Here is a 26,637-nt window from a genome sequence, read left to right as displayed (position 1 = left end):
TCGCGAGGCTCGGTGCATGGAGGCAGTGGAGCGCGAGGAGTGGCTCGCCGCCGGGTTCGCGGCGGGCGACGAGCGCTGCGTGGAGGCGGTGTACCGGCGCTGGCGGCCGCTGGTCCAGGCACTCGCCCACCGGGGCCTGGGCGACGAGCGGGAGGCCGAGGACGTCACCCAGCAGGTGTTCCTCGCGGCCTGGCGCGGGCGGGGCCGCTACCGGCCCGGACCCGGCGGCTTCGGCGCGTGGCTGACCGGCATCACCCGGCACAAGGTCGCCGACGCCCTCGATGCGCGGACCCGGCGGGCCCGGGCGGCGGCCGCCGCGGCCCGGTCGGCGGTCGCGGCCCCCGGGACGGCGGCCGGCGGTCCGGGGGGTGCGCGGCCCGGGGTGGCGGAGCAGGCGGTGGACCGGCTCCTCGTCCTCGGCGAGCTGGCCCGGCTGCCGTCGGCGCAGCAGCAGGTGCTGCGGCTGGCCTTCTACGGGGACCTCACCCAGACCCAGATCGCCGACCGCACGGGGCTGCCGCTCGGCACCGTCAAGAGCCATATGCGGCGGGCTCTGGACCGGTTGAGGCGGACCCTCCAGGAGGCGGTTCCGGCGGCGGTGCCGGATGCGGCCCCGGAAGCGGTGCCGGCGGGGCGATGAGCTCCAGCGCCGAACGCAGCCCGAGCAGCCGACCGGTGTGCGGGACGGCCGGGCCGGCGCCCCAGCCGGGCCCGGCGAGAAGCAGCGCCGAGTAGGTGCGGGCCCCGCGCAGCCCCCATTCGATGCCGGCCACCGAGCGGGCCAGGGCGCGGTCGGCGGTCGTACGGGACTGCGCCCACAGCACGACGGCCCGCGGGCCGGTACGCCGCACGGCGTCGTGCAGGGCTTCGGCGGGCAGGGCCGCGCCGAACATCCGGGTCGGCACGCCCCGTTCGCCCAGGGCCGCGGTCAGGGCCTCGATGGGGAGGGTGTGCTGTTCGCCGGGGACGCAGGCCAGCAGGACGGGCGGGGTGCGCGGCGGGGCGGGGCGCGGGCGGATCCGGTGCAGGACCCCGGAGATGTGCCAGGACAGCAGGTGTTCGACCTCCACGTAGCGCTCGCCGGCCGTGGCCCATTTGCGGCCGACGGCGTGCAGGGCCGGCGCCATGACCTCCTCCCAGGCGGTGACCAGGCCGTGCTCGGCGAGGGCCGACTCCAGCCGGTCGGCCACGGCCGACGCGTCCAGGCGTACGGCGGCCCGGGACAGGCCGCGGCACTCGGGGCGGACCGTGCCCAGCGGGAGGACCCCGCCGGGGCCGCCGCCCGGGGCCGGGAGCGGGGCTCCGGGCGGCGGGGCTCCGGGCAGGCGGGCCGTCGCGGCCGTCGCAGGCGCCGCGGCCCGGCCGGACGGGCCAGGGGTGCCGGGGGTGCCGGGGGTGCCGGCGCGGGAGGTCCGGGCGGTCCGGGCGGCCTCCGCCGGCGGGACGCCCTGCGCGGTGAGCCGGCACATCAGCTCCAGGCGGGCGATGTCCTGCGGGGTCCAGCGGCGGTGGCGGCCGTCCTCGCGGTGGGCCGGGCCGATGGCGTACCGGCGCTCCCACGAGCGGACCGTGGTCGGGGACACGCCGAGGCGGCGGGCCACGGCGCCGGTGCTCAGCGCGGCGGCGGACGGATCCTGCGGCGGCACGGCGGGCGGTGTCGCGGGCGGTGGCGGTGTGGCCGCCTTCGGTGGCGGGAGCGCGCTGTCCACGCCGCTCACGATACGGCGGCGGGGCGGCGGCCGTGGGCAGGAGCGCGGCGGGGGCCGGGGTGCGGGGCGGTCACTCGGCCCCCCGTCCCCGGCGGAACCGGTCCAGGCCGTCGGCGAGTTCCACCACCGGGTCGGGATAGTCGTACCGGGCCCGCTCCAGGCCGGGGAGCCGCCACGGCTCGTGCAGCTGCGGGGCGTCGAGTCCGGCGAGCTCCGGCACCCAGCGGTGCACGTAGCGGCCCTCGGGGTCGAAGCGGAGGCCTTGGCGGACCGGGTTGAGGACCCGGTTGGGCCGGGTGTCCGTGCCCGTGCCGGCCACCCACTGCCAGTTGAGCTGGTTGTTGGCGAGGTCCCCGTCCACGAGCAGGTCGAGGAAGTGCCGGGCGCCGACCCGCCAGTCCACGTACAGGGTCTTGGTGAGGAAGCTCGCGGCGAGCAGCCGGCCGCGGTTGTGCATCCAGCCCTCGTGGCGGAGCTGGCGCATGGCGGCGTCGACCACCGGGTAGCCGGTGCGGCCCTCCTTCCAGGCCTCGGTCTCCTCCTCGGCGGCGGCTCCGGTGCGCCAGCGGTCCCCGCGGCCGCGGTAGTCCCGGGCGGCGCTGTCGGGGCGGGCGGCGAGCACCTGGTGGTGGAAGTCGCGCCAGCACAGCTGCCGGACGAAGGCCTCGCCGCCGGGGCCGCCCGCGGCGCGGGCGCGCTGGACGGCCTCGGTCGCCGAGAGCGTGCCGAAGTGCAGGTGCGGGGAGAGGCGGGAGGTGCCGTCGCCGGCCAGGTCGTCGTGGAGGTCCTCGTAGCGGGCGAGTCCTCCGTGCAGCCAGCGGGTGAGGAGCGTACGGGCCTCCCGTTCGCCGCCGCGTGCGAGGCCCGGGGAGACTCCGGCGACGGCCTGCCGCCGGGGCAGCGGATCGGAGCCGATCCCGTCGGGCACGGGCACCGACCGCGGGGCGGCCAGGACCCGGCGCAGCGGGACGCCGGCCCAGCGGCGGAAGTACGGGGTGAACACGGCGAAGTGGTCGGAGCCGGCGGGCACCACGGAGCCGGGGGCGGCGGCCGTGACCACCCCGTCGTGGGCGTAGAGCCGGCGGCCCTCGGCCTCCAGGGCGGCGCGGAGCCGCTCCTCGCGGGCGCGGGCGTAGCCGCTGACCCCGGCCGCCATGTGGACCTCGTCGGCATCCTGGTCCCGGACGAGGGCGCAGACCTCGTCGACGGTGTCGCCGGAGCGCAGCACGAGGCGGCCGCCGCGCTCGCGCAGGGCGGTGTCGAGGCCGGCGAGGCAGTCGGCGAGGAAGGCGAGCCGGTTGGGGGCGGCGAAGCCGGCGGCGTCGACGGCGGGGTCCCGGACGAAGAGCGGCACGACCCGGTCGCAGGAGGAGAGGGCCGCGCGCAGCGGCGGATGGTCGTGCAGGCGCAGGTCGGAGGTGTACAGGACCACCGCGACGTTCATGTGTGCTCGCTCCCCGTCAGGGCCGCCCCTGCTCCGGGGGGCGGCTGTCGTCCGGTACTTCGGCCGGAACGGGCGCGGCGGATGCGGTGAGTGGGCCCGATGCGCCGGAGGCGGTTGATGCTGTGGATGCGGCGGACGCGGTGTTCGCGTCGCCGTCCAGGCGCTGTGCGGCGCGGGCGATGTTGCGGGCCATGCCGCCGAAGACCACGGCGTGGAACGGGGACACGCTCCACCAGTAGAGGTGTCCGAGCAGTCCGTGCGGGTGGAACAGGGCCCGCTGCCGGTAGCGTGCGCCGCCGTCGGCCCCGGCGCCGGGCTCCGCGTACATCTCCAGCCACGCCAGCCCCGGCAGCCGCATCTCGGCGCGCAGCCGCAGCAGCCGGCCCGGCTCGATCTCCTCCACCCGCCAGAAGTCCAGGCAGTCCCCCACCCGCAGCCGTGCAGCGTCCCGGCGTCCGCGGCGGATGCCGACACCGCCGACGAGCCGGTCCAGCCAGCCGCGTACCGCCCAGGCCAGGGGGAAGGAGTACCAGCCGTTCTCGCCGCCGATGCCCTCGACCACCCGCCACAGGGCGCCGGGCGAGGCCTCGACGGCGAGCTCCCGCCGGTCGGTGTAGAGGCTGCCGCCCGCCCAGTCGGGGTCGGTGGGCAGCGGGTCGCTCGGTGCGCCGGGCACCGCGGCGGAGGACCAGCGGGTGGTGACCCGGGCCTCCCGTACGCGCTGCAGGGCCAGTTCCAGCGCCCGGTCCAGGGCGATCGGCGTGCCCGGCGGATCGGGGACCCAGCGGGCGATGTCGTGCTCGGCGCAGACCACCTCGTGGCGCAGCGACTCGGCGAGGGGCCGGGCGAGGGCCCGCGGCACCGGCGTGATCAGGCCGATCCAGTGGCTGGACAGGCCCGGGGTCAGCATCGGCACGCGCAGGATGAACCGCGGGGGGAGCTGGGCCACGGCGGCGTACCGGTGCATCATCGCCTCGTACGTGACGATGTCGGGGCCGCCGATGTCGAAGGCCCGGCTGACCCCGGGCGGCATGGCGGCGCTGCCGACGAGGTAGCGCAGGACGTCGCGGACGGCGATGGGCTGGACGCGGGTGCCGACCCAGCTCGGGGTCACCATGACGGGCAGCCGCTCGGTGAGGTAGCGCAGCATCTCGAAGGACGCCGACCCGGAGCCGATGATCACGGCGGCGCGCAGGACGGTGGTCGGCACTCCGGAGGCGAGCAGGATCCGGCCGACCTCGGCGCGGGAGCGCAGGTGCGGGGAGAGCGCGTGCACGGGGATGCCGGCCGGGGTGAGGCCGCCCAGGTAGACGATACGGCGGACGCCGGCGGCGCGGGCCCGTTCGGCGAAGATCCGGGCGGCGGCGCGGTCGCGCTCCTCGAAGCCGGATCCGGCGCCGAGGGCGTGGACGAGGTAGTAGGCGACGTCGATGCCGTCCAGGGCCTCCGCGACGGAGGCTTCGTCGCCGGCGTCGCCGCGGACGATCTCGGTGCGCCCCGCCCACGGGTGGTCGCGCAGCTTCTCGGGGGACCGCGCCAGGCAGCGGACCCGGTGGCCGGCGGTGAGGAGCTCGGGCACCAGGCGGCCGCCGATGTAGCCGGTGGCCCCGGTGACGAGGCAGTGCAGACCGCTCATGGGTTCCTTCTCCTCCTCGGCTCCCGCCCCGTAGGGGATTCGGGCGGGCAGGCGTGCCCGGATGCACCGCGTCCGCGCCCGCAGCCGGAGTGGGCTCCGGCGCCGGCGCCGCGGACGGCTCGGCATGGCACGTCACGGCACTGTGCCATTGGTACAGTCGCGGCATGGCGGTGGACGAACTCGACACCCGGATTCTGCGCCTGCTGATCGAGCAGCCGCGCACGAGCGTCCGCGAGTACGCCCGCATCCTCGGGGTCGCCCGCGGCACCCTCCAGGCCCGGCTCGACCGGCTGGAGCGCACCGGTGTGATCACCGGTACGGGTCCCGTGCTCTCCCCCGCGGCGCTGGGCCATCCGGTGCTGGCCTTCGTGCACATCAAGGTGACCCAGGGACACCTGGACGAGGTCGGCGAGGCGCTCGCGGAGGTCCCCGAGATCATCGAGGCGTTCTCGATAACGGGCGGCGGGGACCTGCTGACCCGGGTGGCGGCGCGGGACAACGCGCACCTGGAGGACGTGATCCAGCGGCTGATCCGGCTTCCGGGCGTGGTCCGGACCCGTACCGAGGTGGCGCTGCGGGAGCGGGTGGCGCACCGGCTGCTGCCGCTGGTCGAGTCCGTGGGGCGGGCGGCCCGCAGGCCCTGACGGCCCGAACCGCCCGTTCCGAACCACCGGTCCCGCACTGCCTGTTCGGCACTTCCCGTGCGGCACGGCCCGTTCGGCGCGGCCTGTTCGGCACAGGGCCTGGCGGGGCGGGCAGGGCGCTGCGATCATGCGTGGCGTGACCGCCACCCTGCTGCCCCCGGGCACCGAGCGCGGACCGCGCCGGTGGCCCCTCGTCGGGAACCTGCCGGCCTTCGCCCGCGATCCCCTGGCTTTCTTCGAGTCCCTGCGCGACGGGTACGGGGACTGGGTGCCGTGGGCCCTCGGCCCGCAGCGCAACGTCCTGGTCTCCCGGCCCGAGCACGCCGGTGAGCTGCTGGGCGCCGTGGAAAAAACGTTTCGGCCGATGGAGCTGGGCTGGGCCTTCCACCAGTTGCTCGGGGACGGCGTGGTCGTCGCCACCGGCGCCGACTGGCGGCGCAAGCGGGCGCTGGTCCAGCCGGCCGTCCGCCCGCGGCAGGTGCGCGCGTACGCCGCCACGATGGTGGAGTGCGCCGACGCGCTGGCCCGTGGCTGGGCCGAGGACGGGCGGATCGACGTGCACCGGGAGATGGCCGGCCTCACCCAGCGGATAGCGGTGCGCACCCTGTTCGGGAGCGACGCGGCCGGCCGGGAGGCCCCGATCAGCGCGGCCATGGCCACGGCCCAGCGTGAACTGGGCGCCGAGTTCCGCGGCCTGACGCTGTTCCTGCCGCCCTGGGTCCAGACTCCGGGGCGGCGCCGCATGCGCCGGGCCGTGGCCGTCCTGGACCGGGAGGTCGCGCACGTCATACGGGAGCACGAGGCGGCCTCGGCCGGCGGGGCGGAGCGGGACGACCTGCTGAGCCGGCTGCTGGCCGCCCGCGACGAGCACGGCGCACCGCTGACGCGGAAGGAGCTGCGGGACGAGTCGATCACCCTCTACATCGGCGGGCACGAGACCACCTCGACCACCCTGACCTGGGCCTGGCAGCTGCTGTCGGCGGCGCCCGAGGCGCGGGCGCGGCTGACGGAGGAGCTGGACCGGGTGCTCGGCGGGCGGCTGCCCGCGTACGAGGACTACGAGCGGCTGCCCTGGACCCGGCAGGTGGTCAAGGAGGCGCTGCGGATGTACCCGCCGGTGTGGCTGATCTCGGCGGTCGCCGGGGAAGGTGCGGTGATCGGCGGGCGGGGCGTGCCCGCGGGGACGACGGTGTGGACCAGCCCCTGGTCGATGCACCGCGACGGCCGCTGGTTCCCGGACCCGGAGGTGTTCCGTCCGGAGCGGTGGGACGCGGATGCCGGGCACCTGGCGGCGGAGCAGGCCTGGATCCCCTTCGGCGGCGGGCCGCGGGCCTGCCTGGGCGCCCGGTTCGCCCTGGTGGAGGCCGTGCTCGTGCTGGCGGTGCTGGCCCGGCGCTTCCACCTCGACACCGGCCCCGAGCCGGTCGCGGTGTTCCCCGGGCTGACGCTGCAGCCGGCCGGGCCGGTGCCCGCGGTGCTGCGGCGGCCCTGACCGGGTCGGGCGGGACTCCGGCAGGGCCTCGGCGGGCTCCGGCGGGGCTCCAGCGGGGCTCCGGCGTGGCTCCGGCGGGCGGGGGAAGATCCCGGCAGCGTCCCGAGTTGGTAGAACCGTGAACGAACTGACGCGGGAGACGATGGCAGGGGCCCCCGCCGGCGGGGACGGCGCCGGCACCGAGGTCGACGTGGTGGTCGTGGGCGCCGGGCAGGCGGGCCTGTCCAGCGCGTACCACCTGGCGCGGGCGGGCATCGGACACGTGGTCCTGGACCACGCGCCCCGCCCGGGCGGGGCGTGGCAGTTCCGCTGGCCCTCGCTGACATACGGCAAGGTGCACGGCATGCACGCGCTGCCCGGCATGGAGCTCGTGGGCGCCGACCCGCTGCGGCCGTCGTCGGCGGTGATCGGCGAGTACTTCACCGCGTACGAGCGGCGGTTCGGCCTGGACGTGCACCGCCCCGTGCACGTGACGGCCGTCCGGGAAGGGCCCGGCGGGCGGCTGAGGGTGGAGTCCTCGGCGGGCGTCTGGTCGGCGCGGGCGCTGATCAACGCGACCGGCACCTGGGACCGGCCGTTCTGGCCGCGCCACCCGGGCCAGGAGTCCTTCCGGGGGCGCCGGCTGCACACGGCGGACTACCCGGGGCCGCAGGCGTTCGCCGGGGCCCGGGTGGTCGTGGTGGGCGGCGGGACCTCGGCGGTGCAGCACCTGCTGGAGATCGCCCCGGTGGCGGCCGCGACGACCTGGGTGACGCGCCGGCCCCCGGTGTTCCGTGACGGGACCTTCGGGGAGGCGGAGGGCCGGGCCGCCGTGGCCCTGGTCGACGCGCGGGTACGGCAGGGGCTGCCGCCGCAGAGCGTGGTCAGTGTGACCGGGCTGCCGCTGAACGAGGCCGTGCGGGACGGGATCGCCTCGGGCGTCCTGGACCGCAGGCCCATGTTCGAGCGGATCACGCCGACGGGTGTGGCCTGGGCGGACGGGCAGCAGGTGGAGGCCGACGTGATCCTGTGGGCCACGGGGTTCCGGGCGGCCGTCGACCACCTGGCCCCGCTGCGGCTGCGGGAACCGGGCGGCGGGATCCGCCTCGACGGCACCCGCGCGGTCCGCGACGAGCGGGTCCACCTGGTCGGGTACGGCCCGTCGGCGTCGACGATCGGCGCCAACCGGGCGGGTGGTGCGGCGGTCCGGGAGATCCGCCGCCTGCTGGCCCGCGGCACGCAGGACGGCGCCCCGGACTCCCCGGACGCCACCCCGCCGGAGCTGCTCGAACCGGCCGGGGCGGCCTGACGAGCCGACGAGCCGACGGACGGGCGGACGCGCGGACGCGCGGACGACGGGCCGAGACGAGCGGACGGGCCGGGACGAGGCCTACCCGGGCGGGGCCTACCCGGGCGGGGCCTACCCGGGCGGGGCCTACCCGGGCGGGGCCTACCCGGGCGGGGCCTACCCGGGCGGGGCCTGCCGGGGCGGCGCGGCCGCGGCGGCTGCCGCTGCGGCCGCGGTGCGGGCGCGGTTGAAGTCCGCGACGTGCCGCTTGTGCTGCTCGTACGTCGCCGAGAAGCGGGTGTCCCCCGGCTTGACGGTGACGAAGTACAGCCAGTCGCCGGGCGTCGGCGCCACGGCCGCCGCCATGGCCTGCAGCCCGGGGCTGTCGATCGGCGTCGGAGGCAGCCCTTGGCGGCGGTAGGTGTTGAAGGGGTGGTCGATGCGCGTGTCGCTGAGCTTGGTGTCCACCGTGCGGCGGTTCAGCGCGTAGTTGATGGTGGAGTCCATCTGCAACGGCATCGACCGCGCCAGCCGGTTGTGCACGACGCGGGCGACCTTGCCCATGTCGCCGCGGGTGTCGGCCTCGGCCTCGATGATGCTGGCGAGGGTGGCCGTCTGGTACGGGGTCATCCCGTGCGCCTTGGCGCCGTCGGCGACGGCGCGCGTGCCGAGCTTCTGGTTGGCCGTCCGCACCATGTGCGCGAGCAGCTCGGCGGCCGTGGTCCTGAAGGTCACCGGGTACGAGGCGGGGAACAGGAAGCCCTCCGGGTTGCCCTTCGCCTCCGCGGGCAGGGCCAGTTCTGCTGTGGCGGCCGCCGCTTTCGCGGAGCCGGGCGGGAGTTCCAGTTCGCGGTCGATGGCCGCGTAGACCTGGGGGGCGCGCCAGCCTTCGGGGATGACCAGCATGCGCGGCTTCTCGGGGGCCTCCGCTTCCTCGCCCCGCAGCAGCGGTCCGAGGGTGACGGCCGTCCCGATCACGAGCAGCATGCCGAGGAAGAGCGCCAGACGGCCCCGGCGGGTGAGCCGGTAACGACGCCGTGGCGGCCGGTACTCATGACGCATGCGGGCACGCTAACCCGCGAACCGCCACAATCGCGGCATCACACCCCCGCACCCGTCATACGATCACACGTTCCGCCGTGGGTGGGTGGGCAGGCGGGTGGGCGTGGGCGGCCTCCCGGTCCCGCTGGACCAGGGCGGCGTACCGGCCCTCGGCCGCGAGCAGTTCCTCGTGCGTGCCGCGTTCGGCGATGCGGCCCTTGTCGAGGACGACGATCTGGTCGGCGTCGCGGATGGTCGAGAGCCGGTGCGCGATGGTGATCGTGGTGCGCCCCGCGGTGAGCGTGTCGATGGCCTGCTGCACGGCGTGCTCGGTCCGGGTGTCGAGGGCGCTGGTGGCCTCGTCGAGGATCAGCACCGGCGGGTCGCGCAGGATGGTGCGGGCGATGGCGAGGCGCTGTTTCTCGCCGCCGGAGAAGCGGTAGCCGCGCTCGCCGACGAGGGTGTCGTACCCCTCAGGCAGGGATGCGATGTGGTCGTGGATCTGGGCGGCGCGGGCGGCTTCGGCGATCTCCTCGTCGGTGGCGTCGGGTTTGGCGAAGCGCAGGTTGTCCGCGACCGAGGCGTGGAAGAGGTAGGTCTCCTGGGAGACCACGCCGATGGACCGGGCCAGCGAGTCGAAGTCGAGGTCGCGCACGTCCACCCCGTCGAGGGCGACCCGGCCGCCGGTGACGTCGTACAGCCGGGGCACCAGGTAGCTGAGGGTGCTCTTGCCGGAGCCGGTCGGGCCGACCACGGCGAGGGAGCCGCCGGCCGGGACGGTGAGGTCGATCCCCGCCAGGGTGGGTCCGCTCTCGGTGTCGTACGCGAAGTGCACGTCCTCCAGGCGGATCTCGCCCTTGGCCCGCTCCAGGCGTACGGGGTCCTCGCGCTCGGTGATGTCCACGGGCAGGTCGAGGTACTCGAAGATGCGCGCGAAGAGGGCGAGGGAGGTCTGGATCTGCACGCCGGTCGACAGCAGGCTCACGGCGGGCCGGAACAGGCCCTGCTGGAGCGTGACGAAGGCGACGAGCGTGCCCACGGAGAGGGAGGGGGCGCCCGACTGCAGAGCCATGCCGGCGGCCCAGTAGACGATCGCCGGCATCGCGGCCATGACGATGCCGATGGTGGACATCCGCCAGCGGCCGGCCATGCTGGAGCGCACTTCGAGGGCGACGAGCTGCTCGGACTCCGCCGAGAAGGAGCGGGTGAGCGAGTCCGCGCGGCCCATCGTGCGGCCGAGCAGGATGCCGCTCACCGACAGCGACTCGGTGACCGTCGCGGCCATGGCGGCCATCTGCTTCTGCCGCTGGAAGGTGATCTTCTTGCGTTCGCGGCCGACCCTCTGGCTGATCCACACGAAGAGGGGCAGCAGGAGCAGCGAGACCAGGGTGAGCCGCCAGTCGAGCGCGAGCATGGCCACGACGGAGGCGACGACGGCCGTGAGGTTGGAGACGAGCGAGGTCGCGGTCGAGGTCACGGTGGCCTGCATGCCGCCGATGTCGTTGGCGATGCGGGACTGCACCTCGCCGGTGCGGGTGCGGGTGAAGAACGCCAGGGGCATCCGCTGGAGCTGGGTGTAGACGGCGGTGCGCAGGTCGTGCATGACGCGCTGGCCGACCGTGGTGGATATCAGGGTCTGCAGGACGCCGAAGACGCTGGTGACGACCGCGGTGAGGATCATGCCGAGCGCGAGCAGGCTGAGCAGCCCGGTGCGGCCCTCGGGGATGGCGACGTCCAGGATCTCCTTGAGCAGGAACGGCGAGGCGACGCCGACCAGCGAGGACGCGCAGACGAGGAGCCCCACGACGGCCAGCCGGCCTCGGTAGGGGCGGAACAGGCCCATGATCCGGCGCAGTTCGCGCGGCCGCTCTCCGGGGCCGGGGCGGCGGGGGTCGAGGGATTCCTTCGATGGCGTCCAATTCGGCTCTTCGGAGCGCATGGGCCTCCTTATGACGGGACTCGGACTCCCGGCGACTCAGGCGAGCATAGCTCATTGTTACCTATACTCACAATGAGTCGGGTCCTGCTACTGTTCCCAGTATGAGCACCGCTCCCGAGACCGACAGCACAGACGGCGTGCTCGCCGAGCAGCTGCTGCGGCTGACCCGACGGCTCCACCGGATCCAGAAGCGCCATCTGGAGCCGCTGGGCATCACTCCCGCCCAGAGCAGGCTGCTGCGCCTGGTCTCGTACTCCGATGGTGAACAGCCACCCCGGATGGCGGATCTCGCCGCCCGCCTGGAGGTCGTGCCCCGGGCCGTGACGACCCTGGTGGACGGTCTGGAGGCGGCCGGCTGCGTACGCCGCGCCCCCGACCCGGCGAACCGGCGCGTCATACGGATCGAGCTGACCGACACGGGGCGCGCCACGCTGCGGAGGCTGCGCAGCGCGCGAACCGACGCCGCAGAGGAGATCCTGGCTCCGTTGACCGCCGGGCAGCGGGACCTGCTCGGCGGCCTGCTGGCCGCCCTCACGGACGCCCCCGAGGGGCGCCGCTGCTGACGGGCCGAGGAGCGAGGGGTCGCGCATGCCGCTGCTGGAACCGAAGCCCGGGGCCCTGCGCCCGCACGGCATCGGCGGCCCCTCCCCCGACCGCATGCCCGAGTGGCGTGCCGGCGGCACCCCCGAGCCGCTGCGCGGCGAGCTGACGGAGCTGCTCGGCGACGGGAAGGTGCTGTGGAAGGCGTCCGACCTGGTCCGCTACGCCTCCGACGCCTCCCCCTACCGGTTCGTCCCGCAGGTCGTGGTGGTCGCGGAGGACATCGACGACGTCTCCGCGGTCCTGTCCTACGCCCACGGGCGCGGCCGCGAGGTGGTCTTCCGGGCCGCCGGGACCTCGCTCAACGGCCAGGCCCAGGGCGAGGACATCCTCGTCGACGTACGCCGCCACTGGGCCGGCGTCGAGGTCCTCGACGGCGGGCGCCGGGCCAGGATCCGGCCCGGCACCACCGTGGCGCGGGCCAATGCCGCCCTGGCCCGGCACGGCCGCGTCCTCGGCCCCGACCCGGCCAGCGCGATCGCCTGCACCCTCGGCGGGGTCGTCGCCAACAACTCCTCCGGCATGACCGCGGGGACCACGAGGAACGCGTACCGGACCCTGTCCTCCCTGACCTTCGTTCTGCCCGGCGGGACCGTCGTCGACACCGCCGACCCGCTGGCCGACGAGGAGCTGTCCCGCGCCGAGCCCGCCCTCTGCCGCGGCCTCATGGAGATCAAGCGGGAGATCGAGGCCGATCCGGGGCTCGTCGCCCGGATCCGGGCCAAGTACGAGATCAAGAACACCACCGGCTACCGCCTCGACGCCTACCTGGACGGCACCACCCCCGTCGAGGTCCTGCGCGGGCTGATGGTCGGCTCCGAGGGCACCCTCGGCTTCCTCGCCGAGCTGGTCTTCGACACCCTTCCCCTGGACCGCAACGCCTCCGGCGCGCTGCTCTTCTTCCCCTCGCTGCCCGCCGCGGCCGCGGCCGTGCCGCTGTTCAACGAGGCGGGCGCCCTCGCCGTCGAGGTGATGGACGGCAACACCCTGCGCGCCTCCGTCAGCGTCCCGGGCGTCCCCGGCGACTGGGCCCGCCTGCCGAAGGACACCACCGCCCTGCTCGTGGAGTTCCGCGCCCCCGACGAGTCCGGCCTGGCCGAGTACGAGCGGCGCGCCGCCGGAGTGCTGGCCGGGCTGGACCTGGTCGCGCCGGTGCCCTCCGTCACCAACGCCTTCACCCGGGACCCGGGGACCCTCCACGGCCACTGGACGGCGCGCAAGGCCTTCGTCACCGCCGTCGGCGGGGCCCGCGCCCCCGGCACCACGCTGATCACCGAGGACTTCGCCGTCCCGCCGGCACGGCTGGCCGAGGCCTGCGAGGCGCTGCTGGCGCTGCAGGCCGAGCACGGCTTCGACGCCGCCGTCGCCGGCCACGCCGCCCACGGCAACCTGCACTTCCTGCTCGCCTTCGACGCCGCCCGGCCCGCCGACGTGGCGCGCTACGCGGCCTTCATGGACGCGTTCTGCCGGCTCACGGTGGAGCGGTTCGACGGCTCGCTGAAGGCCGAGCACTCCACGGGCCGCAACATGGCCCCCTTCCTGGAGCTGGAGTGGGGGCCCAAGGCCACCGAGCTCATGTGGCGCACCAAGCGGGTCGTCGACCCGGAGGGGCTGCTCGCCCCGCGGATCCTCCTCGACCGCGACCCGCAGGCCCATCTGCGCGGGCTGAAGACGATCCCCCGGGTCGAGGCGGTGGCCGACCCGTGCATCGAGTGCGGGTTCTGCGAACCGACCTGCCCCAGCAAGGACCTGACGACCACGCCCCGTCAGCGCATCGTGCTGCGCCGGGAGATGGTGCGGCAGCCGCCGGGCTCCCGGGTCCTGGACGAGCTGCTCGACTCCTACGGGTACGACGCCGTGGACACCTGCGCCGGCGACTCCACCTGCATGCTCGCCTGCCCGGTCGGCATCGACACGGGCGCGCTGATGAAGGACTTCCGCCACCGCCGGCACGGTCCGCGAGAGGAGCGGGCGGCCGCACTCGCCGCCCGGCGGTTCGCGGCCGTCGAAGGCGCCGCGCGGCTGGCCGTGGCCGCCGCCGGCACCGTCGCGGGCGTCGTCGGGCACCGGCTCCCGGCGGCGGTCACGGAGGCCGCCCGCAAGGCCGTACGACCCGACCTGGTGCCGCAGTGGCTGCCGCAGATCCCCGGCGCCGCCCCGCGCAGGCTCCCCGCCACCCGGCGGGTCGGTGCGGCGGCCGTCTACTACCCGGCCTGCATCAACCGGATCTTCAACGGGCCGCGGGGCGAGCCCGGGCCGAGTCTGCCCGAGGCCGTGGTGGCCGTGTCCGAGCGGGCCGGCAGGCCGCTGTGGATCCCGCCGGACGCCACCGGCACCTGCTGCGCGACCATCTGGCATTCCAAGGGCTACGACGCCGGGAACCGGGTGATGGCCAACCGGATCGTGGAGGCTGCCTGGGGCTGGACGGCCGGCGGGCGGCTGCCGCTCGTGGTCGACGCCTCATCCTGCGCACTGGGCATCGCGCGCGAGGTGGTCCCGTACCTGACCGACGGGAACCGCACGCTGCACGCGGAGCTGACGGTCGTCGACTCCGTCGTCTGGGCGGCACGTGAGCTGCTGCCGCGCCTGGCGGTCCGGCACACGGCCGGCTCGGCGGTCGTCCACCCCACCTGCTCGATGCGGCACTTGGGAACGGAGGGTGCGCTGCGGGCGGTGGCCGAGGCCTGTGCCCGGGAGGTGGTGGTGCCGGACGACGCGGGCTGCTGCGCCTTCGCGGGCGACCGGGGCATGCTGCACCCGGAGCTGGCGGCCTCGGCGACGGCGCGGGAGGCGGCGGAGGTGACCGCGCGCGCGTTCGACGCGTACCTGTCGGCGAACCGGATGTGCGAGGTGGGGATGGAACGGGCCACCGGCCGCCCCTACCGGTCGGCCCTGATCGAGCTGGAGCACGCCACGCGCCCCTGACCTGGAGCGCGGCGGCGCCGGCGGCAGCGGCACGGCGGCAGACCCCGCAGCGTGATGCCGTGGCCGACGCAAAATCGATTGCCCGGGGCCCGTCCGCAGCGCGAACCTTGCACGGTCCGGACATCACGACCAGCCATGGGGCGTCATGCAGATCAGCGACCTTCCGCATCCGGACCCCGGGGTACCCGACGCCCGCTCCGGCCCCCGCTTCCTGCTGTGGCTCGGCCGCAGACAACTCGGCGGGCAGGCCAGGAGCCTGTGCTGGGGCCTGGTGCACTTCTGCGGGATCGCCGGGCTGCCGTACGCGGTCGGCGCGGGCGTCGAAGCGGTCGTCGACCGCGACGGCAGCCGGCTGCTGCTGGTCGGCGGGCTGCTGGTGCTGATCGGGATCGCCACCTCGGTCGGCGACACGATGCTCCACCGCACCGCCGTCACCAACTGGATCACCGCCGCGGCGCGCGTGCAGCAGCTCCTCGCCCGCAAGACCGCCGAACTCGGCTCCGCCCTGACCCGCCGGGTCGCGGCGGGCGAGGTCGTGGCGGTCTCCACGGGCGACGTGGAGAAGATCGGCTGGTTCGTGGAGGCGGTCTCCCGCTTCCTCGCCGCCGCCTTCTCCGTCGTCGCCATCTGCGTCGGCCTGCTGTTCTACGCGCCGTCGATCGGGATCGTCGTCGCCGTCGGCGTGCCCGTGCTGGCCCTGTCCGTGCTGCCGCTGCTGCCGCGCGCCACCCGGCGGGCCGACGTCCAGCGGGAGAAGGCAGGCCGGGCCACCGAGCTGGCCTCCGACACCGTGGCGGGCCTGCGGGTGCTGCGCGGCATCGGCGGCGAGGAGCTGTTCCTGGGCCGCTACCGGGAAGCCTCGCAGCAGGTCCGCGAGGCAGCCGTGCGCAGCGCCCGGATGTGGGCGCTGATCTCGGCGATCCAGGTGCTGCTGCCGGGCGTGCTGCTGATCACGGTCGTCTGGTACGGCTCGGGGCTCGTCCTGGACGGCCGGCTGACCGTCGGCGAACTCGTCGCGGCCTTCAGCGCGGTGGCCACGATGCTCTACCCGCTGCGGCACTTCGAGGAGATCGCGATGGCGTACTCCTTCTCGCGCCCCTCCGCCCAGCGGGCCGCCCGGGTGCTGTCGCTGACGCGTACGGAAGCGGATGCGCGGCCGGGGTCCGAGGGCCCGCTCGCGGCGCCGGAGCCGGGCGGGGACCTGTACGACCCGGTGACCGGGCTGCTGGCCCCGGCGGGCCGGCTCACCGCGGTGGTGTGCGGGGACCCGGACCTGGCGGGCCGGCTCGCCGAACGCCTCGGCGGCCACCCCGCGGACGGCGGGGACGGCGGGGAAAGCGGCGACGGCGCCGCAGGCGGCGAGAGCGGCCCCGGGTCCGGGCCCGCCGGACGGGCCTCGGTGCGGCTGGGCGGGGTCCCGCTGGACGGGCTGCCGCTGGACACCGCGCGCGCCCTGGTCCTCGTCCAGGACAAGGATCCGGTGCTGCTGTCCGGGACGCTGCGCGAGCTGTTCGCCGTACCGTCGTCCGGTGCGGTGGAGCCGGCGGCCGCGCTGGCCGCAGCCCAGTGCGCGGACGTCCTGGACGCGCTGCTCCAGTCGGCCCCGGACGGGGTCGCGGACCCGATGGACGCCCGGATCACCGAGCGCGGCAGGTCGCTGTCCGGCGGCCAGCGCCAGCGCCTGGCGCTGGCGCGGTCCCTGGCCGCCGACCCGGAGGTGCTGGTGCTGGACGAGCCGACCTCGGCGGTCGACTCGCACACCGAGGCGCGGATCGCGGACGGCATCAGGGCGCTGCGGGCCGGCCGGACCACGGTGGTCCTGGCCTCGTCGCCGCTGCTGCTGGACCGCGCCGACCAGGTGGTGCTGGTCCACGAGGGGGCGGTCGCCGCCTCCGGTACGCACCGCGAACTGCTCCACGGCGAGCCGCGCTACCGGGCGGTCGTCACCCGGGAGACCGACGAGGAGCAGCGGCTCGCCCGACTGGAACTGGAACGGCTGGCCGAGGAACTCACAGAGATCGAGGAAACCGCATGATCGGCGTGGCGCCGCCGGAGTACGACCCGGCGGCCCCCGAAACGGCCGCCACCCTGCCCGTGGGCAGCTCGGCGACCGTGCGGGGTTACGTACGCGGCCTGCTGCGGCGGCACCGGCGGGCGTTCGCGGTCCTGGTCGCGGTCAACGCGGTCGCGGTGACGGCGTCCATGGTCGGCCCGTACCTGCTGGGCCGGGTGGTGGACCAGCTGGCGGCGGGGGCGCGCGAGCTCCATCTGGAGCGCGTGGCCGTGGTGTTCGCGGTGGCGCTCGCCGTGCAGACGGTGTTCGTCCGGCTGGTCCGGCTGCGCGGGGCGACGCTCGGCGAGCGGATGCTGGCCGACCTGCGCGAGGACTTCCTGGTGCGGTCGGTGGGCCTGCCGCCGGGCGTACTGGAACGGGCCGGCACGGGCGACCTGCTGTCGCGCATCACCACCGACATCGACCGGCTGGCCAACGCGATGCGTGAGGCCGTGCCGCAGCTGGCCATCGGCGTCGTGTGGGTGGGACTGCTCTTCGGGGCGCTCGCGGTGACCGCGCCGCCGCTGGCGCTCTCCGCGCTGGTGGCCCTGCCGGTGCTGGTGATCGGCTGCCGCTGGTACTTCCGGCGGGCCCCCTCGGCGTACCGCTCGGAGGCGGCCGGCTACGCGGCGGTCGCGGCCGCGCTCACCGAGACGGTGGACGCGGGCCGGACGGTCGAGGCGCACCGCCTCGGCCCGTCCCGGATCGGGCTGTCGGAGCGGCGGATCAAGGAATGGACGGCATGGGAGCGGTACACCCTGTTCCTGCGCACGGTCCTGTTCCCCGTCATCAACGTCACCTTCCTGACGATCCTCGGCTCCGTGCTGCTGATCGGCGGCTTCTGCGTGCTCCGGGGGTGGCTGTCGGTGGGGCAGCTGACCACGGGCGCGCTGCTGGCGCAGATGATGGTCGACCCGATCGGGCTGATCCTGCGCTGGTACGACGAGCTGCAGATCGCGCAGGTGTCGCTGGCCCGCCTGGTGGGCGTGCGGGAGATCGAGCCGGACGCCGGTGATGCGGGCGTCGCCCCGGAGGGCCGCGACGTGCGCGCCGACGAGGTCCGCTTCGGCTACCGGGAGGGCGTGGACGTCCTGCACGAGGTGTCGATGTCGGTGCCGCCGGGTACCCGGATGGCGCTCGTCGGCCCCTCGGGCGCGGGCAAGTCCACGCTGGGCCGGCTGCTGGCGGGCATCTATGCGCCGCGTGCGGGCGAGGTGACCCTCGGCGGGGCGCAGCTGTCGCGGATGCCGGCGGAGCGGGTGCGCGCGCAGGTGGCCTTGGTCAACCAGGAGCACCACGTGTTCGTCGGCTCGCTGCGGGACAACCTGCGGCTCGCGCGGACGGGGGCACAGGACGCCGAGCTGTGGGCCGCCCTGGGCGCGGTGGACGCCGACGGGTGGGCCCGGGCCCTGGACTCCGGCCTGGACACCGAGGTGGGATCGGGCGGTACGGCGCTGACCCCGGCGCAGGCGCAGCAGATCGCGCTGGCCCGGCTGGTGCTGGCGGATCCGCACACGCTGGTGCTGGACGAGGCCACCTCGCTGCTGGACCCGCGCGCCGCACGGCACTTGGAGCGGTCGCTGGCCCGGGTGCTGGACGGGCGTACGGTCATCGCGATCGCGCACCGGCTGCACACGGCACACGACGCCGACGTGATCGCGGTGGTCGAGGACGGCCGGATCAGCGAACTGGGGTCGCACGACGAGCTGGTCGCCGCCGACGGGGCGTACGCGGCCCTGTGGCGGTCCTGGCACGGCTGAGCCGGGGCCGAAGCCGGGGCGGGGGTCCGAGCCGGGGGCGGGGGCGGGGGGGGCCGGGGGCCGGGCGGAAATCGTTTCGGCCCCGGTCGTGGCCGCCCCTACTGTGGCGCGGTGACTACTCAGGTAATCGTGTTGAACGGCGGATCCAGCTCGGGCAAGTCCGGGATCGTGCGGTGTCTCCAGGCGGTGCTGCCGGATCCGTGGCTCGCCGCCGCGATCGACTCGCTGATCGAGGCCATGCCCGCCTCCCTGCAGGAGTCGGCGTCGGGGTTCGGCGTGGCCGCGGACGGCTCGGTGAGCATCGGGGCGGAGTTCCGGGTACTGGAGTCGGCGTGGCGGGAAGGGGTCGCCGCGATGGCGCGGGCGGGCGCCCGGGTCATCGTCGACGACGTCTTCCTCGGCGGGACGGAGTCCCAGCAGCGGTGGCAGCGGGCGCTCGGCGGGCTGGACGTGCTGTGGGTCGGCGTCCGGTGCACGAGCGAGGTCGCCGCGGGCCGCGAGATCGCCCGCGGGGACCGTGCCCCGGGGATGGCCGCGTCCCAGGCGGACGCGGTCCACCGGGGCGTGGCGTACGACCTGGAGGTGGACACCACGCACTCCGAGTCCCTGGAGTGCGCGCGGGCCATCGCCGCCCGGGTCGGGTGACCGGTCCGGAGGAACCGGCCGGAGCGCTAGAGGAAGCCGAGGGCCGAGGCTCCGCCGACGCCGCCGAGCAGCATGAACGCGGGCATGAGGACCTTGAGCTCCACCCAGCTGCCCGCCCGGAAGCGCATCCCCTTCGGCGGGCCGACGGGGTACCAGCGCTTCCCGGCGATGGGGAGCGGCCACAGGATCGGGCAGCCGGAGACCGTGAGGGCGTCGCCGAGGTCGTGGACGAGGGCGCCGAGCAGGATCGGCAGGCCCAGCCAGAGGTACTCCTGGCCGGGGCCGAAGAGCCAGTCGGCGCCGTTGCCGGGCTGGTCGAGGACGCCCGCCATGATCCAGGCGCTGGTGGCGCCGAGCAGCCAGACGAGGACGTCGCTGGACATCCGGGCCGCCCGCCACAGCAGGCCCTCCACGGCCAGGACGAGGTGGACGAAGAGCAGCACGAGCACGCCCCAGCGGTCGGTGGTGACCGCCAGCGCGGAGGAGCCGGCGCCGATCAGGACGGCCCACAGCCAGGTGTGCGTCAGGGTGCGGTGGCCGCCGGAGCGGCGGGCGTCCTTCGGGGCGCGGGTGGCCTTGTAGACGGCGTAGGAGAGCTTGTCGACCACCTCGCACAGGCCCCGGGACAGCGGGCCGAAGGCGCGGGAGATCGTCGCCGACTTGTGGTCGAGGTCGGGGGCGAGGGCGGCGCCCGCGCAGATCAGGGCGCCGACGACGAGGACCGGCCAGGGCATCGGGTGCCCGGCGGCGGCTGCCGCCGCGCCCACCCCCAGCCAGGCCGCCGCCCCGGACAGTGAGTGCGCCGGACCCATCATGCTCGTCTTCCCGCCCCGGTGTGTGTGCTGGTCGGGCCCTGCCGACGATGTCGTCCGGCCCCGGTCAACGGCACAGCGTACCCGGGGTGATCTTCATTCGGTCGGCCGGTTCCCTCATCCGGGCGGAAGCCAGGCAAGATGGGGGGTGTGACCCTCATTGATCAGCTCCCGCCGAACGCCGACCCCGACACGCTCTTCGAGGCCTTCTCCTCGTGGGCGGAGGACCAGGGCATCACCCTGTACCCGGCCCAGGAGGAGGCGCTGATCGAGGTCGTCTCCGGGGCGAACGTGATCCTGTCCACTCCGACGGGCTCCGGTAAGAGCCTCGTCGCGGCCGGCGCGCACTTCACCGCCCTGGCCCAGGACAAGGTCACCTTCTACACCGCCCCCATCAAGGCGCTGGTGTCGGAGAAGTTCTTCGACCTGTGCAAGCTGTTCGGCACGGAGAACGTCGGCATGCTGACCGGCGACGCCTCGGTGAACGCCGACGCCCCCGTGATCTGCTGCACCGCCGAGGTGCTGGCCTCCATCGCCCTGCGCGACGGCAAGTACGCCGACATCGGCCAGGTCGTGATGGACGAGTTCCACTTCTATGCCGAGCAGGACCGCGGCTGGGCCTGGCAGATCCCGCTGCTGGAGCTCCCGCAGGCCCAGTTCATCCTCATGTCGGCGACCCTCGGCGACGTGTCGAAGTTCGAGAAGGACCTGACCCGGCGGACCGGCCGCCCGACGTCGGTGGTGCGGTCCGCGACCCGGCCCGTCCCGCTGTCGTACGAGTACGTGACGACGCCGATCACCGACACGATCACCGAGCTGCTGGAGACCCGGCAGTCGCCGGTGTACATCGTGCACTTCACGCAGGCCCAGGCGGTCGAGCGGGCGCAGTCGCTGATGAGCATCAACATGTGCTCCCGCGAGGAGAAGGACAAGATCGCCGAGCTGATCGGCAACTTCCGCTTCACCACGAAGTTCGGGCAGAACCTCTCCCGGTACGTGCGGCACGGCATCGGCGTGCACCACGCCGGCATGCTGCCCAAGTACCGGCGCCTGGTGGAGAAGCTGGCCCAGGCCGGCCTGCTGAAGGTGATCTGCGGTACCGACACCCTCGGTGTGGGCGTCAACGTCCCCATCCGCACGGTGCTGTTCACGGCGCTCACCAAGTACGACGGCAACCGGGTCCGCACGCTGCGGGCCCGCGAGTTCCACCAGATCGCCGGCCGGGCCGGCCGGGCCGGCTTCGACACAGCGGGCTTCGTCGTGGCCCAGGCGCCCGAGCACGTCATCGAGAACGAGCGGGCCCTCGCCAAGGCGGGCGACGACCCGAAGAAGCGCCGCAAGGTGGTCCGCAAGAAGGCCCCGGAGGGCTTCGTCGCCTGGTCGGACACGACCTTCGAGAAGCTGATCGCCGCCGAGCCGGAGCCGCTCACCTCCCGGTTCAAGGTCACCAACATCATGCTGCTGTCGGTCATCGCCCGGCCGGGCGATGCCTTCCAGGCGATGCGCAGCCTCCTGGAGGACAACCACGAGCCGCGCAAGGCCCAGCTGAGGCACATCCGGCGGGCCATCGCCATCTACCGCTCGCTGCTGGACGGCGGGGTGGTCGAGCAGCTCGACACCCCGGACGCGGAGGGCCGCACGATCCGGCTCACCGTCGACCTCCAGCAGGACTTCGCGCTCAACCAGCCGCTGTCGACCTTCGCGCTGGCCGCGTTCGACCTGCTGGACCCGGACTCCCCCTCCTACGCGCTGGACATGGTCTCCGTCGTCGAGTCCACGCTGGACGACCCGCGGCAGATCCTGGCCGCCCAGCAGAACAAGGAGCGGGGCACCGCGGTCGCCGCGATGAAGGCCGACGGGGTCGAGTACGAGGAGCGGATGGAGCGGCTCCAGGACGTCACGTATCCCAAGCCCCTCGAAGAGCTCCTGCACCACGCCTACAACGTGTACCGCAAGAGCCACCCGTGGGTCGGCGACCACCCGGTCTCCCCGAAGTCGATCATCCGCGACATGTACGAACGCGCGATGACCTTCACCGAGTTCACGGCCTTCTACGAGCTGGCCCGCACCGAGGGCATCGTGCTGCGCTATCTGGCGAGCGCGTACAAGGCGCTGGACCACACCATCCCCGACGACCTGAAGTCCGAGGACCTCGAAGACCTCATCGCCTGGCTGGGCGAGCTGGTCCGCCAGGTCGACTCCAGCCTCCTCGACGAGTGGGAGCAGCTGGCGAACCCGGAGGTGGAGACGGCGGAGGAGGCCCAGGACAAGGCCGACCAGGTCAAGCCGGTCACCTCGAACGCGCGCGCCTTCCGCGTCCTGGTCCGCAACGCCATGTTCCGCCGGGTGGAGCTGGCGGCGCTGGACCGCGTCGACGAGCTGGGCGAGCTGGACGGCGACGCGGGCTGGGACGCCGACGCCTGGGGCGAGGCCATGGACGCGTACTGGGACGAGTACGAAGATCTGGGCACCGGCCCCGACGCCCGCGGCCCGAAGCTGCTGCAGATCGAGGAGGACCCGGCGCACGGTCTGTGGCGCGTCCGCCAGACCTTCGCGGACCCGAACGGGGACCATGGCTGGGGCATCAGCGCCGAGGTCGACCTCGCCGCCTCCGACGAGGAGGGCCGGGCCGTGATCCGGCTGACCTCGGTCGGCGAGCTCGGCGCGCTCTGACTCCCCCGGACCCGGTCCGGGGGAACCGCCTCCCCCGGACCGGGTCCGGGGGGACACCGGCCCGTCCGCGGTCGGCCCCGCCGGAGACGACAGTGGAGAACCTCTGATGACGAACCCCGCCGAGAGACTGGTCGACCTGCTGGACCTGGAGCAGATCGAGGTCAACATCTTCCGCGGTGCCAGCCCCCAGGAGTCCCTCCAGCGGGTCTTCGGCGGGCAGGTCGCCGGCCAGGCCCTGGTGGCCGCGGGCCGGACCCTGGAGAGCGACCGGCCGGTCCACTCCCTGCACGCGTACTTCCTGCGCCCCGGCATCCCCGGGGTGCCGATCGTGTACCAGGTGGAGCGGGTGCGTGACGGGCGGTCCTTCACCACGCGCCGTGTCACCGCGGTCCAGCAAGGCAAGACGATCTTCAATCTGACCGCCTCCTTCCACCATCCGGAGGAGGGCAGCATCGAGCACCAGCTGCCTCCCCGCCTCGATTTCCCCCACCCGGACACCCTCCCGAAGGTCGCGGACGAGATCCGCGAGCACTTGGGCGCGCTGCCCGAGGCGCTGGAGCGGATGGCCCGCCGCCAGCCGTTCGACATCCGGTACGTGGACCGGCTCCGCTGGACCCCGCAGGAGCTGCGGGACGCCGATCCGCGCAGCGCGGTGTGGATGCGGGCGGTCGGCCCCCTGGGCGACGACCCGCTCGTGCACACCTGCGCCCTCACCTACGCCAGTGACATGACCCTCCTCGACGCCGTGCGCATCCCCGTGGAGCCCCTGTGGGGCATGCGCGGTTTCGACATGGCCTCGCTGGACCACGCCATGTGGTTCCACCGGCCGTTCCGTGCGGACGAGTGGTTCCTGTACGACCAGGAGTCGCCCATCGCGCACGGCGGCCGCGGCCTGGCCCGCGGCCGGATCTACGACCTGGAGGGCAGGCTGCTGGTCTCCGTGGTCCAGGAAGGCCTCTTCCGCCCGTACCCGTCCCCTCAGGCCCGGCCGTCCGCGCCGGCCGAACCGACCCCGAAGAGCTGAGCACCCCCATGTCCGACCAGGTCCTCCCCTGCCCCTGCGGGCTGCCCGCCGCCTACCCGGAGTGCTGCGGCCGCTTCCACTCCGGTGGCCGGCAGGCGCCCACCGCCGAGCTGCTGATGCGCTCCCGGTTCAGCGCCTTCGCCGTGGGCGACACGGCGTACCTGATGCGCTCCTGGCATCCGGGCACCCGCCCGGACCGGCTCGACCTGGACCCCGAGCAGCGCTGGGTGCGGCTGGAGATCCTCGGTACCGAGCGCGGCGGGATGTTCGAGACGGAGGGCTCGGTGGAGTTCCGGGCGCACTACCGCGAGGGCCGGCACGCCGGTTCCCTGCACGAGAACAGCGCCTTCACCCGGGAGGGTGGGGCCTGGGTCTACGTCGGCCCCCTCTCCCCCGTCGACTTCAGCTGACCGCGTGCCCCGGCCAGGACGAAGTCCAGGCCGGCGCGGTACCAGTGGACCTCGTCGGGCGGCTCCGCCCGCAGCAGCCGCTGCGCCACGGCCGCAGCGGCCGGGATCTGTGGGTGGCCGTACGGCGGGGGCGGGGCGAGGGCGGCGAGCACGATCCGCTCCGCCGGGTCGGGCACGGCCTGCCGCACCTCCTCCTCCGGGAGCACGGAGGCCAGTACGGCCGCCCGCTCCCAGGGGTCGGCGGTCCGCCCCAGCAGCAGCTCCACGTGCCGGTCGCGCCAGTTGCGCGGCCGCAGGTCCGTCCCGGCTGCCATCAGCTGCCGGTCCTCCTCGGGTGGGCCGCCGCTCAGCAGCTCCGGGTCCCGGTCGGCGAACTCCCGTAATTCCGCGGCCAGATACAGCCACACCACGGCCCGGTACCGGTTGATCCGGTAGCCGACGGGGGTGATGCGCCCGCAGCGGGCGAGCCGGATGAACCGGCTCGGCCCGATGCCCATCAGCCGCCCCGCGGCACCTGACCCGGCGACGGTCTCGACCCGGGCGCGCAGGGTGTCCGGGAACCCCTCGGCCGAGCTGACGCGGTCCAGCTCTGCCCGCGTGTACCGGGCGGCTCCGCCGGGAGCGGGCCTCCCCGCACGCACGATGCCCAGCTGGACCGCGCGGGCGAACTCGCTGCGGCTCAGTCCCAGTTCCCCGGCGGCCCGGGCACCGCCCATCGCGCCGCCCGGCTCCGCGCCGCCCCCGGCGACGCTCCGGTCCGGCGCCCCGGTCGGCACCCCGGCCACTGCCCCGGCCCCGACCCCGGCCCGTGTCACGAGCTTCATGACGATCCCCCTCACGCATCAGCACGATTACTCTGCGTGAAGACCGTAACGCGGCGCGACGACAATCGGCCAGGCCTGTGGATAACTCCCGGACGGACCGCGCCCCTCCCGCGGCCCTTCCTCGGCCCTTCCTCGGCCCCGGCCGCCGTCACCCCCCGGTGATCCGCCGCTCCGCCACTCCCAGGTGCTCTCCCACCCGGTTGACCAACAGCGTCATCTCGTACGCGACCTGGCCGATGTCCGCCTCGGCCCCGCTCAGCACGCACAGCGAACTGCCGGAGCCCGCCGCCATCACGAACAGCGCGCCGTCGTCGTACTCGACCATCGTCTGCCGCACCTCACCGGCCCGGAAGTGCCGGCCCGACCCCTTCGCCAGGCTCTGCAACCCCGCCGCCACCGCCGCCAGATGCTCCGCGTCCTCCCGTGCCAGCCCCGCGCTCGCGCCCGTGACCAGCCCGTCGTTGGACAGCACCACCGCGTGCCGGACCTGCTGGACCCTGCGCGACAGGTCGTCCAGCAGCCAGTCGAGCTGCTTGTCCAGTGCCATTCCGAGCCCCTCCCCGTTGCGCCGCCGCCGTGGCCGCGACGCACCCCGCTTGGTAAGTTCCGCAAGCCTTCCCCACCAGGGGCTTTCCGGCAAGGAGGAAGCGCCCATGGCGTGGAAGATGACTGAACAGCCCCGCAGGCCGGTTCACACCGGCCCGGCCTGCACCCCCACCGACTCCAGCAGCCGCGCGGTGTGCACCCTCCCGGCGTACTCGACGAGCCGGATCAGCACCTCCTTCCCCGAATCCCGGTCCCGCGCGTCGCACAGCACCACCGGCGTCCCCGATTCCAGGTCCAGCGCCCGCGCCACCTCGTGCGTCCCGTAACGCCGGGCGTCCGCGAAGCAGTTGACGGCGACAACGAACGGAATGCGCCGGTGCTCGAAGTAGTCCACCGCCGGGAAGCAGTCCTCCAGTCGCCGCGTGTCGGCGAGCACCACCGCACCCAGTGCACCCTGCGACAGCTCGTCCCACACGAACCAGAACCGGTCCTGCCCGGGCGTACCGAACAGGTAGAGGGACAGCCCGGAGCGGATGGTGATCCGCCCGAAGTCCATGGCGACGGTCGTGGTCGTCTTCTGCGCCACCCCGCCCGTGTCGTCGACGAGTTCGCCCGCCTCGCTGAGCCGTTCCTCCGTCCGCAGCGGACGGATCTCGCTGACCGCCCCGACGAGCGTGGTCTTGCCGGCCCCGAACCCGCCGGACACGAGTATCTTCAGCGAAAGCGCCGCCAGGTCGCCGTCGTCCTCCGGCCCCGGGACCGGGTCGTGTCCGCCGCCGGGCCCGCCCGGCAGGTCGTGGTGTCGTCCCATCACAGCGCTCGCAATCCCTCGATGACTTCCCGCAGAATCCGCTCGTCCGGCAGCGTGGCGGGCGGTACCGGCCGGCTGACGCGGACGTGCCCGGCCTCCAGCAGGTCCCCGAGCAGCACCCGGACCACGCCCACGGGCAGGTCCGCGTCCGCCGCGAGCTCCGCCACCGACTGGGTCTCGGACCGGCAGAGTCCCAGCAGGGCCCGGTGTTCGGGGCCGAGCAGGGACTCGCCGGCCGGCTCCGCCCCGTCGGCGTCCACCACGACCAGCGCGATCAGGTCGAAGCGGACGCCGTGCGGCCCCGGCTTCGTCCGTCCGCCCGTCACGGCGTACGGGCGGACGAGCGGGCCCGCGTCGGCGTCGTACCACTGGCCTTCCATGT

At 74.6% G+C, this 26,637-nt stretch carries 22 protein-coding genes; 12 read left to right on the top strand and 10 right to left on the bottom strand.

The features are described from left to right. Window positions 1-16: 16 nt before the first annotated feature. The gene (locus ACIQUT_RS09265) at window positions 17-640 is read left to right on the top strand and encodes an RNA polymerase sigma factor (protein WP_403561065.1); all 624 of its coding nucleotides are present in this window, start codon (window positions 17-19) and stop codon (window positions 638-640) included. Here the strand turns inward: ACIQUT_RS09265 and ACIQUT_RS09260 are convergent. The 3 genes from ACIQUT_RS09260 to ACIQUT_RS09250 all read right to left on the bottom strand — a co-directional run bounded on the left by ACIQUT_RS09260 (window position 531) and on the right by ACIQUT_RS09250 (window position 4,789). Further along, complete coding sequence (locus ACIQUT_RS09260) at window positions 531-1,709, bottom strand: MerR family transcriptional regulator (protein WP_403561064.1); 1,179 nt, start codon at window positions 1,707-1,709, stop codon at window positions 531-533. The genes ACIQUT_RS09265 and ACIQUT_RS09260 overlap by 110 nt on opposite strands. Before the next feature lie 70 nt (window positions 1,710-1,779). Next, the gene (locus ACIQUT_RS09255; protein ID WP_403561063.1) at window positions 1,780-3,153 is read right to left on the bottom strand and encodes a cryptochrome/photolyase family protein; all 1,374 of its coding nucleotides are present in this window, start codon (window positions 3,151-3,153) and stop codon (window positions 1,780-1,782) included. Window positions 3,154-3,169: 16 nt separating this feature from the next. Continuing rightward, window positions 3,170-4,789, bottom strand: a complete 1,620-nt coding sequence (locus tag ACIQUT_RS09250) for an SDR family oxidoreductase (RefSeq protein WP_403561061.1) — start codon at window positions 4,787-4,789, stop codon at window positions 3,170-3,172. 164 nt (window positions 4,790-4,953) lie between these two features. Here ACIQUT_RS09250 and ACIQUT_RS09245 point away from each other — a divergent pair, with 164 nt between their 5' ends. The 3 genes from ACIQUT_RS09245 to ACIQUT_RS09235 all read left to right on the top strand — a co-directional run bounded on the left by ACIQUT_RS09245 (window position 4,954) and on the right by ACIQUT_RS09235 (window position 8,213). Next, the gene (locus tag ACIQUT_RS09245; RefSeq protein WP_403561060.1) at window positions 4,954-5,433 is read left to right on the top strand and encodes an Lrp/AsnC family transcriptional regulator; all 480 of its coding nucleotides are present in this window, start codon (window positions 4,954-4,956) and stop codon (window positions 5,431-5,433) included. A gap of 127 nt (window positions 5,434-5,560) precedes the next feature. Further along, window positions 5,561-6,925, top strand: coding sequence for a cytochrome P450 (locus ACIQUT_RS09240; RefSeq protein ID WP_403561058.1), 1,365 nt, complete (start codon window positions 5,561-5,563; stop codon window positions 6,923-6,925). A gap of 142 nt (window positions 6,926-7,067) precedes the next feature. Continuing rightward, window positions 7,068-8,213 carry an FAD-dependent oxidoreductase gene (locus ACIQUT_RS09235; RefSeq protein ID WP_403561659.1) on the top strand — a complete coding sequence of 382 codons (1,146 nt, stop codon included), beginning with the start codon at window positions 7,068-7,070 and terminating at the stop codon, window positions 8,211-8,213. A 156-nt stretch (window positions 8,214-8,369) separates the two neighbouring features. Here ACIQUT_RS09235 and mltG read toward each other — a convergent pair whose 3' ends face one another. Together mltG and ACIQUT_RS09225 are read right to left on the bottom strand one after the other, a co-directional pair. After that, the gene (gene mltG, locus ACIQUT_RS09230) at window positions 8,370-9,254 is read right to left on the bottom strand and encodes an endolytic transglycosylase MltG (protein WP_403561056.1); all 885 of its coding nucleotides are present in this window, start codon (window positions 9,252-9,254) and stop codon (window positions 8,370-8,372) included. 55 nt (window positions 9,255-9,309) lie between these two features. Beyond that, a complete protein-coding gene (locus tag ACIQUT_RS09225; protein WP_403561054.1) occupies window positions 9,310-11,172 on the bottom strand; it encodes an ABC transporter ATP-binding protein in 1,863 nt (620 codons plus the stop codon). Between the two features lie 101 nt (window positions 11,173-11,273). Here ACIQUT_RS09225 and ACIQUT_RS09220 point away from each other — a divergent pair, with 101 nt between their 5' ends. From ACIQUT_RS09220 to cpt, 5 genes are all read left to right on the top strand, one after another. Next, complete coding sequence (locus ACIQUT_RS09220) at window positions 11,274-11,735, top strand: MarR family winged helix-turn-helix transcriptional regulator (RefSeq protein WP_403561052.1); 462 nt, start codon at window positions 11,274-11,276, stop codon at window positions 11,733-11,735. 25 nt (window positions 11,736-11,760) lie between these two features. Further along, window positions 11,761-14,697 carry an FAD-binding and (Fe-S)-binding domain-containing protein gene (locus ACIQUT_RS09215; protein ID WP_403561050.1) on the top strand — a complete coding sequence of 979 codons (2,937 nt, stop codon included), beginning with the start codon at window positions 11,761-11,763 and terminating at the stop codon, window positions 14,695-14,697. Between the two features lie 145 nt (window positions 14,698-14,842). Further along, the gene (locus tag ACIQUT_RS09210; protein WP_403561048.1) at window positions 14,843-16,732 is read left to right on the top strand and encodes an ABC transporter transmembrane domain-containing protein; all 1,890 of its coding nucleotides are present in this window, start codon (window positions 14,843-14,845) and stop codon (window positions 16,730-16,732) included. After that, window positions 16,729-18,510 (top strand): ABC transporter ATP-binding protein, encoded by a 1,782-nt coding sequence (locus ACIQUT_RS09205; RefSeq protein ID WP_403561046.1) that lies wholly within the window; start codon window positions 16,729-16,731, stop codon window positions 18,508-18,510. The genes ACIQUT_RS09210 and ACIQUT_RS09205 overlap by 4 nt, the downstream gene beginning before the upstream one ends. 111 nt (window positions 18,511-18,621) lie before the next feature. Beyond that, window positions 18,622-19,155: a chloramphenicol phosphotransferase CPT gene (cpt, locus tag ACIQUT_RS09200; RefSeq protein ID WP_403561044.1), complete on the top strand. Its 534-nt coding sequence runs from the start codon at window positions 18,622-18,624 to the stop codon at window positions 19,153-19,155. A gap of 26 nt (window positions 19,156-19,181) precedes the next feature. On the opposite strand, the gene ACIQUT_RS09195 is transcribed toward cpt, so the two are convergent. Further along, window positions 19,182-19,970 carry a metal-dependent hydrolase gene (locus ACIQUT_RS09195; protein ID WP_403561042.1) on the bottom strand — a complete coding sequence of 263 codons (789 nt, stop codon included), beginning with the start codon at window positions 19,968-19,970 and terminating at the stop codon, window positions 19,182-19,184. A gap of 147 nt (window positions 19,971-20,117) precedes the next feature. On the opposite strand from ACIQUT_RS09195, the gene ACIQUT_RS09190 reads away from it, so the two are divergent. The 3 genes from ACIQUT_RS09190 to ACIQUT_RS09180 all read left to right on the top strand — a co-directional run bounded on the left by ACIQUT_RS09190 (window position 20,118) and on the right by ACIQUT_RS09180 (window position 24,074). Continuing rightward, complete coding sequence (locus ACIQUT_RS09190) at window positions 20,118-22,640, top strand: DEAD/DEAH box helicase (RefSeq protein ID WP_403561040.1); 2,523 nt, start codon at window positions 20,118-20,120, stop codon at window positions 22,638-22,640. 106 nt (window positions 22,641-22,746) lie between these two features. After that, window positions 22,747-23,664: an acyl-CoA thioesterase gene (locus ACIQUT_RS09185; RefSeq protein WP_403561038.1), complete on the top strand. Its 918-nt coding sequence runs from the start codon at window positions 22,747-22,749 to the stop codon at window positions 23,662-23,664. 8 nt (window positions 23,665-23,672) lie between these two features. Then, on the top strand, window positions 23,673-24,074 hold the full coding sequence (locus ACIQUT_RS09180; protein ID WP_403561036.1) for a YchJ family protein: 402 nt from the start codon (window positions 23,673-23,675) through the stop codon (window positions 24,072-24,074). On the opposite strand, the gene ACIQUT_RS09175 is transcribed toward ACIQUT_RS09180, so the two are convergent. From ACIQUT_RS09175 to ACIQUT_RS09160, 4 genes are all read right to left on the bottom strand, one after another. Continuing rightward, the gene (locus ACIQUT_RS09175; RefSeq protein ID WP_403561035.1) at window positions 24,038-24,898 is read right to left on the bottom strand and encodes a DUF6397 family protein; all 861 of its coding nucleotides are present in this window, start codon (window positions 24,896-24,898) and stop codon (window positions 24,038-24,040) included. The two genes, ACIQUT_RS09180 and ACIQUT_RS09175, sit on opposite strands and share 37 nt — an antisense overlap. A gap of 148 nt (window positions 24,899-25,046) precedes the next feature. After that, the gene (locus tag ACIQUT_RS09170; RefSeq protein ID WP_179177397.1) at window positions 25,047-25,445 is read right to left on the bottom strand and encodes a roadblock/LC7 domain-containing protein; all 399 of its coding nucleotides are present in this window, start codon (window positions 25,443-25,445) and stop codon (window positions 25,047-25,049) included. Between the two features lie 144 nt (window positions 25,446-25,589). Next, window positions 25,590-26,255: a GTP-binding protein gene (locus tag ACIQUT_RS09165; RefSeq protein WP_403561033.1), complete on the bottom strand. Its 666-nt coding sequence runs from the start codon at window positions 26,253-26,255 to the stop codon at window positions 25,590-25,592. Next, a complete protein-coding gene (locus ACIQUT_RS09160) occupies window positions 26,255-26,635 on the bottom strand; it encodes a DUF742 domain-containing protein (RefSeq protein WP_403561031.1) in 381 nt (126 codons plus the stop codon). Before ACIQUT_RS09160 ends, ACIQUT_RS09165 begins: the two co-directional genes overlap by 1 nt. Between the last annotated feature and the right edge of the window lie 2 nt (window positions 26,636-26,637).

Origin of the sequence: Streptomyces sp. NPDC090445 (assembly GCF_044769385.1) — a bacterium.
Taxonomy (GTDB): domain Bacteria; phylum Actinomycetota; class Actinomycetes; order Streptomycetales; family Streptomycetaceae; genus Streptomyces.
Note: the sequence above shows the minus strand (reverse complement) of the source record. Positions and strands in the feature narration are given on the sequence as shown.

What these genes read in the sequence shown, in the direction of transcription:
- ACIQUT_RS09265 (WP_403561065.1), top strand. Translation starts at nt 17, where the DNA reads ATGGAGGCAGTGGAGCGCGAGGAGTGGCTCGCCGCCGGGTTCGCGGCG.
- ACIQUT_RS09255 (WP_403561063.1), bottom strand. Translation starts at nt 3,153, where the DNA reads ATGAACGTCGCGGTGGTCCTGTACACCTCCGACCTGCGCCTGCACGAC.
- ACIQUT_RS09250 (WP_403561061.1), bottom strand. Translation starts at nt 4,789, where the DNA reads ATGAGCGGTCTGCACTGCCTCGTCACCGGGGCCACCGGCTACATCGGC.
- ACIQUT_RS09245 (WP_403561060.1), top strand. Translation starts at nt 4,954, where the DNA reads ATGGCGGTGGACGAACTCGACACCCGGATTCTGCGCCTGCTGATCGAG.
- ACIQUT_RS09240 (WP_403561058.1), top strand. Translation starts at nt 5,561, where the DNA reads ATGCGTGGCGTGACCGCCACCCTGCTGCCCCCGGGCACCGAGCGCGGA.
- ACIQUT_RS09235 (WP_403561659.1), top strand. Translation starts at nt 7,068, where the DNA reads ATGGCAGGGGCCCCCGCCGGCGGGGACGGCGCCGGCACCGAGGTCGAC.
- mltG (WP_403561056.1), bottom strand. Translation starts at nt 9,254, where the DNA reads ATGCGTCATGAGTACCGGCCGCCACGGCGTCGTTACCGGCTCACCCGC.
- ACIQUT_RS09225 (WP_403561054.1), bottom strand. Translation starts at nt 11,172, where the DNA reads ATGCGCTCCGAAGAGCCGAATTGGACGCCATCGAAGGAATCCCTCGAC.
- ACIQUT_RS09220 (WP_403561052.1), top strand. Translation starts at nt 11,274, where the DNA reads ATGAGCACCGCTCCCGAGACCGACAGCACAGACGGCGTGCTCGCCGAG.
- ACIQUT_RS09215 (WP_403561050.1), top strand. Translation starts at nt 11,761, where the DNA reads ATGCCGCTGCTGGAACCGAAGCCCGGGGCCCTGCGCCCGCACGGCATC.
- ACIQUT_RS09210 (WP_403561048.1), top strand. Translation starts at nt 14,843, where the DNA reads ATGCAGATCAGCGACCTTCCGCATCCGGACCCCGGGGTACCCGACGCC.
- ACIQUT_RS09205 (WP_403561046.1), top strand. Translation starts at nt 16,729, where the DNA reads ATGATCGGCGTGGCGCCGCCGGAGTACGACCCGGCGGCCCCCGAAACG.
- ACIQUT_RS09195 (WP_403561042.1), bottom strand. Translation starts at nt 19,970, where the DNA reads ATGATGGGTCCGGCGCACTCACTGTCCGGGGCGGCGGCCTGGCTGGGG.
- ACIQUT_RS09185 (WP_403561038.1), top strand. Translation starts at nt 22,747, where the DNA reads ATGACGAACCCCGCCGAGAGACTGGTCGACCTGCTGGACCTGGAGCAG.
- ACIQUT_RS09180 (WP_403561036.1), top strand. Translation starts at nt 23,673, where the DNA reads ATGTCCGACCAGGTCCTCCCCTGCCCCTGCGGGCTGCCCGCCGCCTAC.
- ACIQUT_RS09175 (WP_403561035.1), bottom strand. Translation starts at nt 24,898, where the DNA reads ATGAAGCTCGTGACACGGGCCGGGGTCGGGGCCGGGGCAGTGGCCGGG.
- ACIQUT_RS09170 (WP_179177397.1), bottom strand. Translation starts at nt 25,445, where the DNA reads ATGGCACTGGACAAGCAGCTCGACTGGCTGCTGGACGACCTGTCGCGC.
- ACIQUT_RS09165 (WP_403561033.1), bottom strand. Translation starts at nt 26,255, where the DNA reads ATGGGACGACACCACGACCTGCCGGGCGGGCCCGGCGGCGGACACGAC.
- ACIQUT_RS09160 (WP_403561031.1), bottom strand. Translation starts at nt 26,635, where the DNA reads ATGGAAGGCCAGTGGTACGACGCCGACGCGGGCCCGCTCGTCCGCCCG.